Source organism: Streptomyces sp. NBC_00028, from assembly GCF_045041065.1.
Classification (GTDB): Bacteria; Actinomycetota; Actinomycetes; order Streptomycetales; family Streptomycetaceae; genus Streptomyces.
This window is the reverse complement of the sequence record NZ_CP108293.1, coordinates 209662-224453: the sequence shown is the minus strand read 5'-3', so window position 1 is coordinate 224453 and position 14792 is coordinate 209662. Positions and strand designations below refer to the sequence as shown.

13 protein-coding genes are annotated in these 14792 nt (G+C 69.6%); 1 reads left to right on the top strand and 12 read right to left on the bottom strand.

Translation table 11 applies throughout. The features are described from left to right. Positions 1-5: 5 nt before the first annotated feature. Genes OG885_RS01075 through iolC form a run of 9 tightly spaced genes read right to left on the bottom strand, consistent with a single transcriptional unit; the run spans position 6 to position 10442 of the window. Positions 6-872 carry a sugar phosphate isomerase/epimerase family protein gene (locus tag OG885_RS01075; RefSeq protein ID WP_405724527.1) on the bottom strand — a complete coding sequence of 289 codons (867 nt, stop codon included), beginning with the start codon at positions 870-872 and terminating at the stop codon, positions 6-8. Next, positions 869-1885, bottom strand: a complete 1017-nt coding sequence (locus tag OG885_RS01070) for a Gfo/Idh/MocA family protein (RefSeq protein ID WP_405724525.1) — start codon at positions 1883-1885, stop codon at positions 869-871. Before OG885_RS01070 ends, OG885_RS01075 begins: the two co-directional genes overlap by 4 nt. A gap of 27 nt (positions 1886-1912) precedes the next feature. Next, positions 1913-3328 carry a sugar porter family MFS transporter gene (locus OG885_RS01065; RefSeq protein WP_405724523.1) on the bottom strand — a complete coding sequence of 472 codons (1416 nt, stop codon included), beginning with the start codon at positions 3326-3328 and terminating at the stop codon, positions 1913-1915. 8 nt (positions 3329-3336) lie between these two features. Then, positions 3337-4284, bottom strand: a complete 948-nt coding sequence (locus OG885_RS01060) for a TIM barrel protein (RefSeq protein WP_405724521.1) — start codon at positions 4282-4284, stop codon at positions 3337-3339. Between the two features lie 24 nt (positions 4285-4308). Continuing rightward, on the bottom strand, positions 4309-5811 hold the full coding sequence (locus tag OG885_RS01055) for a CoA-acylating methylmalonate-semialdehyde dehydrogenase (RefSeq protein WP_405724519.1): 1503 nt from the start codon (positions 5809-5811) through the stop codon (positions 4309-4311). 12 nt (positions 5812-5823) lie between these two features. Beyond that, on the bottom strand, positions 5824-7707 hold the full coding sequence (iolD, locus tag OG885_RS01050; RefSeq protein WP_405724517.1) for a 3D-(3,5/4)-trihydroxycyclohexane-1,2-dione acylhydrolase (decyclizing): 1884 nt from the start codon (positions 7705-7707) through the stop codon (positions 5824-5826). Further along, entirely contained in the window at positions 7704-8579 is an 876-nt protein-coding gene (gene iolB / locus OG885_RS01045) for a 5-deoxy-glucuronate isomerase (RefSeq protein ID WP_405724515.1), read from the bottom strand. Before iolB ends, iolD begins: the two co-directional genes overlap by 4 nt. After that, positions 8576-9445, bottom strand: coding sequence for an aldolase (locus OG885_RS01040; protein WP_405724513.1), 870 nt, complete (start codon positions 9443-9445; stop codon positions 8576-8578). The genes iolB and OG885_RS01040 overlap by 4 nt, the downstream gene beginning before the upstream one ends. A 7-nt stretch (positions 9446-9452) precedes the next feature. Further along, a complete protein-coding gene (iolC, locus tag OG885_RS01035; protein ID WP_405742524.1) occupies positions 9453-10442 on the bottom strand; it encodes a 5-dehydro-2-deoxygluconokinase in 990 nt (329 codons plus the stop codon). Positions 10443-10654: 212 nt separating this feature from the next. Here iolC and OG885_RS01030 point away from each other — a divergent pair, with 212 nt between their 5' ends. After that, a complete protein-coding gene (locus OG885_RS01030; protein ID WP_405724511.1) occupies positions 10655-11650 on the top strand; it encodes a LacI family DNA-binding transcriptional regulator in 996 nt (331 codons plus the stop codon). A 28-nt stretch (positions 11651-11678) separates the two neighbouring features. Here OG885_RS01030 and OG885_RS01025 read toward each other — a convergent pair whose 3' ends face one another. The 3 genes from OG885_RS01025 to OG885_RS01015 all read right to left on the bottom strand — a co-directional run bounded on the left by OG885_RS01025 (position 11679) and on the right by OG885_RS01015 (position 14765). Then, on the bottom strand, positions 11679-12716 hold the full coding sequence (locus tag OG885_RS01025; RefSeq protein WP_405724509.1) for a Gfo/Idh/MocA family protein: 1038 nt from the start codon (positions 12714-12716) through the stop codon (positions 11679-11681). A gap of 2 nt (positions 12717-12718) precedes the next feature. Further along, on the bottom strand, positions 12719-13717 hold the full coding sequence (locus OG885_RS01020) for a Gfo/Idh/MocA family oxidoreductase (RefSeq protein ID WP_405724507.1): 999 nt from the start codon (positions 13715-13717) through the stop codon (positions 12719-12721). Positions 13718-13895: 178 nt separating this feature from the next. Continuing rightward, positions 13896-14765 carry an ATP-binding cassette domain-containing protein gene (locus OG885_RS01015; protein WP_405724505.1) on the bottom strand — a complete coding sequence of 290 codons (870 nt, stop codon included), beginning with the start codon at positions 14763-14765 and terminating at the stop codon, positions 13896-13898. Positions 14766-14792 lie beyond the last annotated feature (27 nt).

Genomic DNA, 14792 nt, shown 5'->3' with positions numbered 1-14792 from the left:
GTCGGCTATCCGGCGAGTTCTTTGGTGATGCGGTCCAGCATGAAGGCTGAGGACTCGCGGGCCCGCTCCTCCCAGGCGAAGACACACGCGGTGGCCACGCCGTCGAAGTCCAGCTCGCGCAGGGTGGAGAAGAAGGCGTCCCAGTCGACCTCGCCCTGGCCGATGTCCAGGTGCTGGTGGATGCGGGCCGTGGTGCCGGGCGGGTTGAGGATGTACCGCAGGCCACTGGAGCCCTTGTGGTTGAAGGAGTCCGCGATGTGCACGTGCTGGAGCCTGTCACCGGCGTAGCGCATCATCGCCGCGATGTCGGCCTTCGGGTCCGCCCCGGACAGGTGGAAGGAGTGCGGGGCGCAGTACAGGTAGTTGACCCATGGTTTGTTGATGGCCCGGACCAGATCGACCGCGGGGGCGTTCTCCTCGCAGAAGTCGTCCGGGTGGGCCTCCAGGTTCAACGCGATGCCTTCGCGCTCGAACAGCGGGAGCAACTCCTCCAGAGAGCGCCAGAACGCGGCCTCGCTCTCGGCGGCGCGCTCGGGGCGGCCGTTGAACTCCGAGTTCATCAAAGGGCATTCGAGATCCGCGGTGATCTCGATCATCCGCTTCCAGTAGCGTACGGCGGCCTGCCGCTCGCTCTCGTCGGGTGAGGACCACTTGTACAGAGGCAGCACGGAGGAGAGCTTGACGCCGTGGGTACGCAGGGAGTTCTTCAGCTCGGCGATCCGCTCGTCGTCCGCGCGCGGGTGCAGGAAGAACGGCATGAAGTCGTCGCGCGGTGACAACTCGATGTATTCGTAGCCGAGTTCGGCGACCGTGCGCACCATGGCGTCGATCGGCAAGGCGCGGAACATGTAGGGGTCGAGGGCGATCTTCACGCGGCACCTCCGTAGAAGGCGGGACGGGGCTTGAGGTCCGTGGCGACGACGCGGCCGGACTCCAGGGCCTCGACGGTCGCGGCGGTGATGACGGTGGCGGCGTATCCGTCCCAGGCGGACGGTCCCGTGGGCTCGTCTCCGGCGGCGATGCCCGCGATCCACTCCCGGAACTCGGTGTCGAAGGCGTCCCGGAAGCGGCCGACCCAGTCGGTGAGCACCTCGGTGCTGTGCGAGGCGGCGGTCCGCACCCCCACGGTGGCCGGGTCGGGCAGCCTTACGAGGCCTTGTTCACCGACTGCCTCGCACTGGATGTCGTATCCGTACTGGCAGTTGACGAAGACCTCCAGGTCGATGCGGACGCCCTTCGCCGTCTCGAAGAGCATGATCTGCGGGTCCTTGAGATGGGCGAACCGCCTGCTCGTGGCGCGTGGGGTGAGCACCTGGGTGGAGACGATCTCGTCGTCGAGGAGCCAGCGCAGTACGTCCACCTCGTGCACGGCGGTGTCCAGGGCCGCCATGGAGGAGGTGTACGACTGAGGGACGGTCGGGTTGCGGTGGGCGCAGTGCACGATCAGCGGCTCACCGATCCGGCCGGCGTCGATGACCTCCTTCATCTGCCGGTAGCCGGTGTCGTAGCGGCGCATGAAGCCGACCTGGACCAGCCGGCTGCCGTGGGCCTGCTCGGCCTCGACGATCCTGAGGCAGTCCTCGGCGGTGGTGGCGAGGGGCTTCTCGCAGAACACCGGCTTGCCGGCGGCGACCGCGGCCAGCACGTGCTCGGCGTGGGTGGGGCCCCACGAGGTCACGAGGACGGCGTCCACCTCCTCGGAAGCGATCACGGCGGCGCCGTCGGTCAGTACTTGAGCGTTGATTGGGGCCGCCGCGTCCTGGGCGCGGGCGGGGTCGATGTCGGTGACGGCGGTGACCTGGGCGCCGGTGACGGTGTGGGTGAGACGGCGGATGTGCTCTGTGCCGATCCAGCCGGCGCCGATGACGCCTACGCGTACGGTCATGTGGATTGATTCCTGCCTGTTCGTGAACTAGGAGAAGCGCGTGCGGAGTTCGGCTTCGAGGGTTTCGAGGGAGCGCCCCTTGGTCTCGGGTACGCAGAGCTTCACGAAGACGATGGCGAGGACGCCCAGCACCGCGAAGAGGAAGAAGGTGTTGGACACGCCCACCGCGTCGACCAGGGAGGGGAAGGCGAGTCCGATGGCGAAGTTGGTGAGCCAGAGCACGACGGCGGCCATGCCCATCCCGAACGCGCGCATTCGCATGGGGAAGATCTCCGAGAGCATCAGCCAGGTCACCGGTGAGATCGCGCCCTGCTGGAAGGCGAGGAAGGTGACGGTCATCGCGAGCACGAGGTATGCCCGGGCATCGCCGGACGGCAGGACCAGCGAGAAGACGCCGATCAGCACCAGGGCGGCGGTGGTTCCGAGCTGGCCCGTCATCAGCATCGGGCGGCGGGGCGCGCGGCCGAGCAGCCAGATCCCGACGAAGGTGGCGAGTACGGAGATGACGCCGTTGGCGATGTTGGCGGTCAGCGCGCTGTCGGAGGTGAAACCGGCGTCGGTGAGGATCTGGGTGCCGTAGTACATGATCGTGTTGACACCGGTGACCTGTTGCACGATCGCGATGCCGAAGCCCACGAACATCAGCCTGCGGATCCATGGCGTGGCCTTGATGTCCGTCCAGCCTCCGAGTTGCTGTTCGGCGTCCTTGACGGCGAGCGCGGCCACCTCCTTGAGCTCGGCCTCGGCCCGCTGTCGGGTGCGGACCTGCTTGAGGACGTCCAGGGCCTCGTTGAAGCGGCTCTTCGAAGCCAGCCATCGGGGACTCTCCGGCATGACCAGGACGCCGAACCAGAGAGCCACGGCCGGCAGGGTCGCCAGGACCAGCATCCAGCGCCACACGCCGCCGGACTCGTCACCCACCCGTGCGATGACCGCGTTGCAGGTGAACGCGGTCAGCTGACCGGTGACGATCATGAGTTCGTTACGGGTGACCAGTGCGCCCCGCCGCTCTGCGGGGGAGATCTCCGCGAGGTACACCGGGACCGTGACCGACGCGCCGCCGACCGCGAGACCGAGCACGAACCTGGCCACGACCATGACTTCGGTGTTCGGGGCGAGGGTGGCGGCCAGCGCGCCGACGAAGAACAGCACGGCCAGCGTGAGGATGCTGCGGCGCCGACCGCGTGCGTCGGAGAGCCGTCCCGCGACCACCGCGCCGAGTGCGGCGCCCAGCAGGAGGGAGCTGGTGACCATGCCCTCGGTGAAGGGCGTGAGGCCGAGGTCGTCGGTCATGTACGGCAGGGCGCCGTTGATGACGCCGGTGTCGTAGCCGAAGAGGAGCCCGCCGAAGGTGGCGACGACTGTGATGAGCCGCAGTCGGCGGGAGACCACCGCGGGGGGTGCGTGTTCCGTGACCGGGGTGGTGCCGAGCTTGACGTCCATCGTGCCCCCTAACCGAGCTTCGGGCGGCGGGTACCCGTCAGCCCGCAGTCGGCCAGGTGCTCACGGGTGCTGATCGCGATGGGCAGCGGCACCTCGGGCGCACACGGATACAGATCCTGCTCGACGATCACGAACAACTCGGCATCCAGTGTGGCCAGTTCGGCCACTACGGCGGCCGGGTCCGGGACCCCCGCGGGCGGTGAGACACACACCCCGCGCTTGACGGCTTCGCCGAAGCCCAGGTTCTCGGCGGCGACCTGGGCGAGGATCTCGGGGTCCATCTGCTTGATGTGGACATAGCCGACGCGCTCGCCGAACCGGCGGATCAGATCGAGGTTGTCGCCGCCGCCGTAGGCCACATGCCCGGTGTCCAGGCACAGGTTGGTGTAGCGGGCGTCGGACTCGTTCAGCAGCCGCTCGATCTGTGGCTGGGTCTGGATGTGGCTGTCGGCGTGCGGATGGACGACGAGACGTACGTCGTACTCGTCCAGCAGGAGCCTGCCGAGCCGGTCGGCGTTCTTGCCGAAGCCCGCCCACTGCTCGGCGGTCAGCTCGGGGGACTCGGTGAAGGCGCCGGTCTTCTCGTCCCGGTACATGGGCGGGATCAGGACGAGATGGTGTGCGCCGGCCGCGGCGGTCAGGGCGGCCACCTGGCGGACATGGGCCAGCATGTCGTCCCAGGCCTCGGGCCGGTGCAGGGCGCCGAACGCGGTGCCCCCGGAGACCTTCAGGCCCCTGGCGTCCAGTTCCTCCTTCAGTCGCTGCGGGTCGGTGGGCAGATAGCCGTACGGGCCGAGTTCCAGCCACTCGTATCCGGCCCGGGCGAGCTCGTCGAGGAAGCGGGTGTGGGGCACCTGGTGCTCGTCCTCGGGGAACCACACGCCCCAGGAGTCGGGCGCGGAGCCCAGGCAGAGGTTGCCGACGGTGGTGCGCACGGGGGTTGGCGCCGTTGCCATGGTGTGTCCTTCGGGGAGGGGGACTCAGTTGGAGGTGGGGAAGGTGAAGCCGGCGGTGATGTGCTGGGTCTGCTGGGGCCAGCGTGTGGTGACGACCTTGGGGCGGGTGTAGAAGCGGATGCCCTCGGGGCCGTGGATGGGGGAGTCGCCGATGAGGGAGTCCTTCCAGCCGCCGAAGGAGTAGTAGGACATCGGGACGGGCACCGGCACGTTGATGCCGATCATGCCGACCTTGATCCGGCGCTGGAAGGTGCGGGCGGCTTCGCCGGAGGCGGTGAACAGGGCGGTGCCGTTGCCGTAGGGGTTGGCGTTGACCAGGTCGATGGCCTGGTCGAGGGAGTCTGCGCGGACAACGGCGAGGACCGGGCCGAACAGCTCCTCCTGGTACGCCTCCATCTCGGTGGTGACGTGGTCCAGGAGGGAGGGGCCGGTGAAGTAGCCGTCGGCGTACGTGGGGTCGTCGATCTTCAGGCCGCGGCCGTCGACGACGACGGTGGCGCCCTGGGTCTGCGCGGTGCCGACGGCGTTCTCGACGCGCTCCTGGGCGGCCTTGGTGACCAGCGGTCCCATGTCGGTGCCGACGGCGTCACCGGGGCCGACCTTCACCTCGTTCGCCTTGCGCCGGAGGATGTCCACCAGCTCGTCCGCCGCGTCGCCCACGGCGACCGCCACCGACACGGCCATGCATCGCTCGCCGGCCGAGCCGTAGGCCCCGGCGGTGATGTGGTTGGCGGCGAACTCCAGGTCCGCGTCCGGGAGGACGACGGCGTGGTTCTTCGCGCCGCCGAGGGCCTGGACGCGCTTGCCGTGCGAAGTGGCCCGCTCGTGGACGTACTTGGCGATGGGGGTGGAGCCGACGAAGGAGACGGCCTCGATGCCGGGGTGGGTGAGGATGGCGTCGACCGCGTCCTTGCCGCCGTGGACGACGTTGAAGACGCCGTCCGGCAGACCTGCCTTCTTGTACAGCTCGGCGACGAAGTTGGCCGCGGAGGGGTCGCGCTCGCTGGGCTTCAACAGGAACGTGTTGCCGGTCGCGATGGCGATGGGGTGCATCCACAGGGGCACCATGGCCGGGAAGTTGAACGGGGTGATGCCGGCGACGACGCCGAGCGGCTGGCGGAAGTTGTGCACGTCCACGCCGCGGGAGACCTGGTCGGAGAAGGCCCCCTTCAGTACGTCGCCGAGGCCGCAGGCGAACTCGACGACCTCGCGGCCGCGGGTGATCTCGCCGCGGGCGTCGTCGACGGTCTTGCCGTGCTCGGCCGAGATGATCCGGCCCAGTTCCTCCTCGTGCTCGACCAGCAGTTGGCGGAAGGCGAACATCACCTGGGTGCGCTGGCTGAGGGAGGATTCCGACCACGTCTCGAAGGCGGCGGCTGCTGCGGTGACGGCCGCGTCCACGTCGGCGGCGTCACCCAGCACGACCCGGGCCTGCTCGGCTCCGGTGGCGGGGTTGAAGACGGGCTGGGTCGCGGTGGCGGACCCCTGGGTGGGGGAGCCGTTGATCCAGTGGGCAATGGTGTTCACGGAGCGGGGTCCTTAGAGGTAGTGGCGCTGGGCCTGCTTGTGGGCGGCATAGGTGTCGTAGGCGGTCTGCGTGCTGTCGAGTGCGGAGACCTCGCTGACCGGGACGTCCCACCAGCCGTGGTCGGGCGGGTTGGGCCCGTACAGGTCGGTCTCGACGTGGACGACGGTGGTGCGGGTGGCCGCCTTCGCCTTCTCGATGGCCGAGCGGAACTCCTCGACGCTGGTGGCGTGCAGGACGTCCGCGCCGAGGCTGGAGGCGTTGGCCGCGAGGTCGACGGGCAGGACCTCGCCGTCGAGAAGGCCGGAATCGTCGCCGCGGAAGCGGTACTTGGTGCCGAACCGCTGTGAGCCCAAGGACTCCGACAGTGAGCCGATGGAGGCGAAGCCGTGGTTCTGTACGAGGACGACGATGACTTTCAGCCCCTCGGAGACCATGGTCACGATCTCCTGGGCCATCATCAGGTACGAGCCGTCACCGACGAGGACGACGACTTCGCGGGTGGGGTCGGCCATCTTGGTGCCGACGCCGGCCGCGACCTCGTAGCCCATGCAGGAGTAGGCGTATTCGACGTGGTAGGCCTTGGGGTCGCGGGCCCGCCACAGCTGCTGCAGGTCACCTGGCATGGAACCGGCCGCGTTGATGACGACCGCGCGGTCGTCCAGGACGTCGTTGAGCGCGCCGAGGATCTGTGTCTGGGCGGGCAGTTCACCGGTGTTGCGGTCCGGGGCGAAGCAGGTCTCCTCGATCTCGCGGGTGCGGGCGATGAGTTCACGTGTGCGTGTCCGGTACTCCGGAGTCACCTCCCAGCCCTCCAGCGCGGCTGCGAGGGTTTCGATGCCGAGCCGGGCATCGGCCACCAGTGGCTCCGCAGAGTGCTTGACGGCGTCCAGGCGGGCGACGTTGAGGTTGACGAAGGTGACGTCGGGGTCACCGAACACGGTGTGGCTGGCGGTGGTGAAGTCGGAGTACCGGGTCCCGATTCCGAGGACGACATCGGCCTCACGAGCCAGTTCGTTGGCCGCGTAGGAGCCGGTGGAGCCGATGCCGCCCACCGCGCAGGGGTGGTCCCAGGGGACCGCGCCCTTGCCCGCGTGCGTGTCGGCGACCGGGATGCCGGTGGCGTCGGCGAACGCGCGCAGCGCGGTCTCCGCACCCGAGTAGACGGTGCCGCCGCCGGCGACGATCAGCGGCTTCCTGGCGTTCTTGAGGAGGGCCGCGGCCCGTGCGACGGCGGCTGTCTCCGGTACCGGGCGGCCGACATGCCACACCCGGCGCCGGAAGAAGGAGAGGGGCCAGTCGTGTGCTTCGGCCTGTACGTCCTGCGGCAGTGCCAGGGTGACGGCCCCGGTCTCCACCGGGTCGGTCAGTACCCGCATGGCCGCCAGTGCGGCCGGGATCAGCTGCTCGGGCCGCTGGATGCGGTCGAAGTACTTCGATACGGCCCGGAAGGCGTCGTTGACCGTGACGTCGCCGCCTCGGGTGTCCTCCAGCTGCTGGAGCACCGGGTCGGCGGCCCGGGTGGCGAACATGTCGGAGGGCAGCAGCAGCACCGGGATGCGGTTGGTGGTGGCCAGTGCCGCACCCGTGATCATGTTGGTGGAGCCGGGTCCGGTGGAGGCGGTGCAGGCGAAGGTCGCCAGCCGGTCGCGCATCTTCGCGTAGGCGACCGAGGCGTGCACCATGCCCTGTTCGTTGCGGGCGAGGTAGTACGGCAGGTCCGCCTCGCGGGTGACGGCGGCCTGGAGGAGTGCCTGGCCGATTCCGGCCACGTTGCCGTGTCCGAAGATGCCCCACACGCCGGGGATCAGGCGCTGCTCCTGGCCGTCCCGCTCGCTGTACTGGTGGGCGAGGAACCGCACCAGGGCCTGCGCGGTGGTCAGTCGTACGGTGTTCATGGGTTCTCTCCGAAGGGCAGGCGGTCGTCGACGTCCTGCGTGTCCCAGGTGGCGCGCACCCAGCCGTGGGCGGGGTCGTCGCAGATCAGCCAGGCCCGGTCCTGGCCGGGCCCCGCCATGACGTTGAGGTAGTAGAGGTCGTAACCGGGCGCGGCGATGGAGGGGCCGTGCCAGCCGTGCGGGATCAGCACGGTGTCGCCGGAGCGGATCTCGGCGAGCACGTCCATGGGTCGTTCGGGCGTGCCGTAGACCCGCTGATATCCGAAGCCGTTCTCGCCGCCGGAGATCTCGAAGTAGTAGATCTCCTCCAGCTGCGACTCCACACCGGGCCGGGCCTCGTCGTGCTTGTGCGGGGGATAGGAGGACCAGTTGCCACCGGGGGTGAGCACCTCGCACACCAGCAGCTGCTCGGCGTCGAAGGTCCCGGGCAGGCAGTAGTTGTTGACCTGCCGGGAGCAGGGGCCGGCACCCCGCAGTTCGACGGGAACGTCCTCCTTGCGCCCGTACCGAGCCGAGTGACCTCCCTGCTCGGTACGGGCGGAGGGCAGCGCGAAACGACCTCCGTGCACGCTGCTGATCAGGGCCTGCGACGCGCGGGGAACATAGGCGAAGTCGGTGACCGAGGCGAACACGTCTGCCCGACCGGCGAGTTCGAAGGCCGTGCCGTCCGTGGTGACGGTGCAGGAGCCCGCCAGCGGCAGGACCAGGAACTCGCTCTCCCCGGTGGACAGAACGTGCTCGCCGCCCGGCTCCAGGGTCAGGATCCTGAGGCCGGAGTATCCCCAGCCCGCCGACTCCGGCGTGACCTGGAGGTCGTAGGGCCCCTCGGCCGAGGTCCCCTTCGGCAGGTGGTACGTGCCGGTGTCGCTCACAGCAGGCTCACCGCCCGGTCCACGGCGCCGGCGACATCGCCGTTCGAGGGGTAGAGCAGGGAACGGCCGACGACCAGGCCCTGTGCGGTGGGCTGTTTCAGTGCCTTGCCCCAGGACGCGAAGGCCGCGTCGGCGTCCTTGACCTCGCCGCCGAGCAGCAGCGCCGGGAGACTGGAGGAGGCGAGGACACGCTCCATGTCGTCGACGACCGGCAGCTTCAGCCAGGTGTAGGCGGTGCGGCGGCCGAGTCCCGAAGTGATGGTGACCGATGTGACGACGGCGTCGGTGGACAGGTCGTTGCGGATCCTGCCGTCCTGCCATACCGAGATGAACGGCTCGACCATCGCGATGAGTTGACGGTCGTTGAGTTCGTCGACCGCGCGGGCGGTGTTCTCGAGCACGGACGGGGTGATGGGGTCCTGCAGGGCGATGCGGGTGAGCATCTTGCCGCCGTCGAAGCCCATCGCGGCGATGGTGGCGGCGTCGTAACCGGTGAAACGGTCGTCGATCTCGAAGACGGAGCCTGCGAGGCCGGCGCGGTTCATGGAGCCGAAGACGCTCTTGCCGTCGAGGACGCCCAGCAGGAGCAGGTCTTCGAGGATGTCGGCGGTGGCGAGTACGCCGGTCACGCCGGGGCGGTCCAGTGCGATGCACAGCCGGTCGAGCAGGCGGGAGCGGTCGGCCATGGCGGACGGGTCGGCGCCGACGCGGTTGGCGCCGCGTGCGGGGTGGTCGGCGGCGACGATCATGGCCTTGCCGTGCTCGCCCAGCGGTGAGGTGGCTTTGACACGTCGCGCGGCGGCGGCCGTGATGGCGCCGGGGTCGTTGACCCGGGCGGCCACGATCCGGCTGAGGTGGTCGGACATCTGGTCGTCAGGCCTTTCGTTGCGTGCGGGCGTCGACGGGGCCGGCAGATGCCTCGCGGAGCTTGGCGTCGACCTCGGCCTGGGTGGGCATGGCGTCGGAGCAGGACAGCCGGGACGCGACGATGGCGCCGGCGGCATTGGCGAAGGTGACCATGCGGTGGGTGTCCCAGCCGGACAGCAGCCCGTGGCAGAGCGCCCCGCCGAAGGCGTCGCCGGCACCCAGTCCGTTGACCACGTCCACCGGGACGGGCGGGATCTCGGCGGTCGAGCCGTCCCGGTCCATGGCCAGCACGCCGTTCGGGCCCTGCTTGACCAGGGCCAGCTCCACACCTGCCGCCAGCAGCGCCTTCGCGGCCGCGTACGGCTCCCGCTCACCGGTCGCGATCTCGCACTCGTCGAGGTTGCCGACCGCGACCGTGGCGTGCCGGAGCGCCTCTGCGTAGCAGGCACGCGCCGTGGCCGGGTCGGCTGTGCCACTCCAGAACATCGGCCGCCAGTCGAGGTCGAAGACCGTCGGGCCGGACTTCGCCCGATGTGCCAGCGCGGCCAGGGTCGCCGAACGGCTCGGTTCCTCGCTCAGTCCTGTGCCCGTGAACCAGAAGATCGCCGTGTCCCGCACCGCGTCCAGGTCCAGTTCGTCGGGCCGGATGTCCAGGTCGGGGGCCTTGGGTAGCCGGTAGAAGTAGAGCGGGAAGTCGTCCGGGGGGAAGATCTCGCAGAATGTCACCGGCGTCGGCGCGATGTCCGACGTTCCCACGTACCGGCTGTCGACGCCGTAGCCCTCAAGGGCGGTGCGCACGAACGCGCCGAACGGGTCGCGCCCCGTCTTGGTGATCACAGCCGCCGAGCGGCCGTACCGCGCCGCTGCCACCGCGACGTTCGTCGGGCTGCCGCCGAGGTACTTGCCGAACGAGGTGACTTCCGCCAGCGCCACACCGGTCTGGAGCGGATACACATCCACGCCCACACGGCCGATGGTCAGCACTTCGAACGGCATCACGCTGGTGCCCCTTCGCTTCGGAGGATGGGTGGGAGCCCGTACGAACGAGTCCCTGCCGCGCTCTACTAGCGCGCTCTAGTTCGAGTACGATGACTCCAGTCCAAATGTCCTGTCAATACCTTGTTGCTGGAAGATTTCGAGCTCGCCGCCGGGGCGGGCGCATTGGAAGGGCGGGTTCAGTGGGTGCATCGGGCAAGCAGCGGCCCACGATGGCGGACGTCGCCGAGAAGGCGGGCGTCTCGCGGGCACTTGTCTCGATCGTGTTCCGCGGTGAGGTGGGCGCCGGCGAGGAGACACGACGGCGGGTACTGCGGGTCGCCGACGAGATCGGCTACCGGCCCGACAGTGCCGCCCGGCTGCTGGCGCGCGGCCGCAGCCGCACCCTCGGCGTGATGTTCACCCTGCAACAGACCTTCCACACCAACCTCATCGAGGCCATCTATCCGGAGGCCGAACGCCTCGGTTACGAGGTCCTGCTGTCCGGCGCCGCGCAGAGCCGCAGTGAGGAGAAGGCCGTCGAAGCGCTGCTCAGCCACCGTTGCGAGTCGGTGATCGTGCTCGGCTCCTTCGCCAAGCCGTCCTTCCTCGGCGAACTGGGGCGCCGCACAGTCGCCGTCTCGGTGAGCCGGCGGGTCCCTCACGCCCATGTCGACTTCGTGCACTCCGCCGAAGCCAGGGGAGTCCACCAGGCGATGGACCACCTCGTCGGGCTGGGGCACCGCAGGATCGTCCACATCGACGGCGGCCGGGGGCCCGGTTCGGCGGAACGGCGACGCGCATACCGGGCGGCGATGCGCCGACACGGACTCATGGCCGAAGAGCGGGTCATCCCCGGTGAGCACACGGAAGCGTCCGGCATCGAGACCGGCCGTCTCCTGGTGGCGGAGCACGACGAGGGGCGGCCACTGCCGACCGCCGTCCTGGCCGGCAACGACCGCAGCGCAATGGGCCTGTTGATGTCGCTGACCCGGGCCGGCGTCGAGGTCCCCCGCGACATGTCGGTGATCGGATACGACGACAGCCATCTCTCCCATCTGATGCCGATCGGTCTGACCACCGTGCGCCAGGACGCGGCGCGCATGGCCGAGCACGCTGTGCGCTTCGCGGTGGAGCGGCTGGAGGACCGCGAACGGGAGCCGCAGGAGGCGGTGTTGGAGCCGGAACTGGTCGTGCGCGGAACCAGCGGACCACCGCCGAAGGAATGAGCGCCACTCCGGCGGCGGCATGACGCCGTCAGGTCTCTTCGGGAAAGGCGATGCCGCACTGCCGACGGATCTCGTCCATCGCGCGCAGCGTATTCACGGAGTCCACCAAGGGGCGCAGCGGTGACTGGAGAAGGCCCGCGCTGACACAGCGGGCCACCTCCGCGGCTTCGTAGTGCAGCGCCTCGTGCGCGGTGTGCGGCTCGGTGCGGGTCAGCGGTGTGCCGCCACCCACCGGAGTGAGCACCACCTCGCCGGGCTGGTAGAAGGGGCCGGGCAGGCTCAGCGTGGCCCGGCTGCCGGCGATCGTGGCCGCGGTGGGGGTGTCGCTGAACAAAGTGGTGTGGACGACGCCCTGCCCGCCGTCGGCGGCCCGCAGAAGGGCGGACACCTGGCCCGTGACGCCGGCGGGATGCGGCTCGGCGTATGCCAGCACCTCCGCGGGAGCGCCAAGGATCCCCACGGCGAGGGACAAGGGGTAGGTGCCGAGGTCGAGGAGCGGGCCGCCGGCCAGGTCGGGGCGGAGGATGCGATGGTCACCGGTGAAGTGCTCGCCGTGTTCGGCCAGGACGGTACGTACGTCGCCGAGGACGCCGGAGTCGAGGATCTGCCTCACGACGTCGAACCTGGGAAGGAAGTACGTCCACAGGGCCTCGGCGCAGAACAGGCCGCGTTCCGCCGCGAGCCGGGCGATCTCGGTCGCCTGGGAGGCGTTGAGCGCGAGCGGTTTCTCCACCAGTGTGTGCTTGCCGCCGTCGAGGGCGATCCGGGCGCAGTCGAGGTGGGCGGTGTGCTCGGTGGCGACGTAGACGACATCCACGTCGGCGGCCGCGGCCAGCTCCTGGTAGGAACCGTACGCGTGCGGGACACCGAACCGGTCCGCGAAATCCTTGGCACGGGAGGCATCGCGGGAGGCGACAGCAGTGAAGCGCTGGCGGGTGTGGCATTGCACGGAACGCACGAAGCGCTCGGCGATCCAGCCGGTGCCCAGGACCCCCCAGCGCAGTGCGGGAGCCTCCATCGGGTCCGGGGTGCGAGGGGCGGGCAGGGCGGTGGGGAAGGCGGGCATGTTCAGACCTCCGGAACCTGGACGGCGACGGTCCGGCCCCCGCTCCGCATGGACGTGATGACGGCATCGGCCACGGCGCTCGCGATCAGTCCCTGGTGGGCGGTGGCCAGCGGCGAAGGACTGGCAGCCGCTACGGCGTCAGTCCAGGCCTGCAGTTCGAGGCGGTAGGCGTCGGCGAACCGAGGGCGCCAGTCGGCCGGGTAGCCGACAAAGCGGGCTCGGGCCGAGTCGGTGACCAGGCGGGCGGGGTTGGCGAGGGCCAGGGTGCCGTGCTCGCAGGCCACTTCGCAGCGGATGTCGTAGCCGTAGCCGGCGTTGAGGAACACCTCGACGGTGGTCAGTGCCCCGTCTGCGGTGCGCAACAGCATCAGCTGCGGATCCCGCAAGCCGGTCACCGCCCTCGTGGCGCGCGGCGCGTGCCAACCGACCTCGGTGATCGGCGAGTTGAGCAACCAGGCGACCGTGTCGAACTCGTGGACGGCCGACCCGGTGACGCTCGACTCGTCGGTGGCCCCAGGAGCGGAGGAGACGCCGCGGCTGACACAGTGGAGCAGCAGCGGCGCCCCGTGGAGACCGGCGCTCAGAGTCTCTTTCAGCTCCAGGTAGGCGGGGTCGAAGCGGCGCATGAAGCCCAGCGAGATCAACTGGCGGCCTGCCCGCAGCTCCTCCTGTGCGACGCGGACGCACTCGCCCAGTGTCGGGGCGAGAGGCTTCTCGCACAGGACGGGCTTGTCGGCCCGTATCGCTGCGACGCACAGATCGGCGTGGGTGCTGTCGTGCGAGGCGACGACGACGGCGTCGACCTCCGGATCATCGATCACGGCGTACGGATCGCTGGTGGCACGCGCGCCGGGGACCTCGCCCGCCACGGCGGCCGCCCGGTCGGCGTCGATGTCGGCGACCATGGTGACGACCGCGCCGGAGACATGGCGGTGCAGGTTCCGCACATGGTCGGCGCCCATGTTGCCCGCGCCGATCACTCCGATTCGTACTGTGCTCAAGCCGGACCTACCTTTCTTGTTGTGTGCGAACGGCCGGACGGGCCACGGCGTGGCGGGCGACCGCAAGGCCCGGTTCACCTCGATGACTCTCTGATCGCCGTGGACCACCCAGGTCAGGGCACCTCCGGGCGATGGGCTGAGGTGCCCGCTGTCATCAGCCCGCAGTGTCGCCCGCGCTTCACTTGGATGCGGTCAGGTCCTCCTCCTCCGGCAGCCCTTCCACATCCACTCCGCGCACCTGCGCCAACTCGTGCTTGAGCGAGGCGAGTTCCGCGCCGCCGGCCATGTGGTTGGTCAGCTCCTCCAGGCCGACCTCGTCGCGGGATGCGCTGAGCTCCATGGTGCCGAGGCGCAGGACGCTGAAGTGGTCGCCGACCATGTAGGCGTGGTGGGGGTTGTGGGTGATGAAGATGACGCCGAGGCCGCGGTCGCGGGCGGCGGCGATGTACTTCAGCACCACGCCGGACTGCTTGACGCCGAGGGCGGCGGTCGGCTCGTCCAGGATCAGTACCCGGGCGCCGAAGTAGACGGCGCGGGCGATGGCGACGCACTGGCGCTGGCCGCCCGAGAGCGTGCCGATGGGCTGTTCCATGTTGTCGAGGACGATGCCCATTTCGCGCAGTTCGTGGTCGGCGGTCTCCTTCATTTTCTCGATGTCCAGGCGCCGCAGGGGCCAGCGGCCCTTGGTGATCTCGGAGCCGAGGAAGAAGTTGCGCCACACCGGCATGAGCGGGACCACGGCGAGGTCCTGGTACACGGTGGCGATGCCCTTGTCGAGGGCCTCGCGCGGGGTGGAGAAGCGTACCGGGGCGCCGTCGACGAGGAACTCGCCCTCGGTGTGCTGGTGCAGTCCGGAGATGATTTTGATCAGGGTCGACTTGCCGGCGCCGTTGTCGCCGAGCACACAGCTGACGCGGCCGGGGGAGACCTTGAGGTCGACGCCATGCAGCGCCCGGATGTTGCCGTACGACTTGCCGGTGCCCTTCAATTCGACGACTGGCCTGGCGTCCTGAGGTGCCGGGTCCTTCGGTGTGGTTTCGTCGCGCATGGTTTCGTTGGTGGTTGTCATCGGATC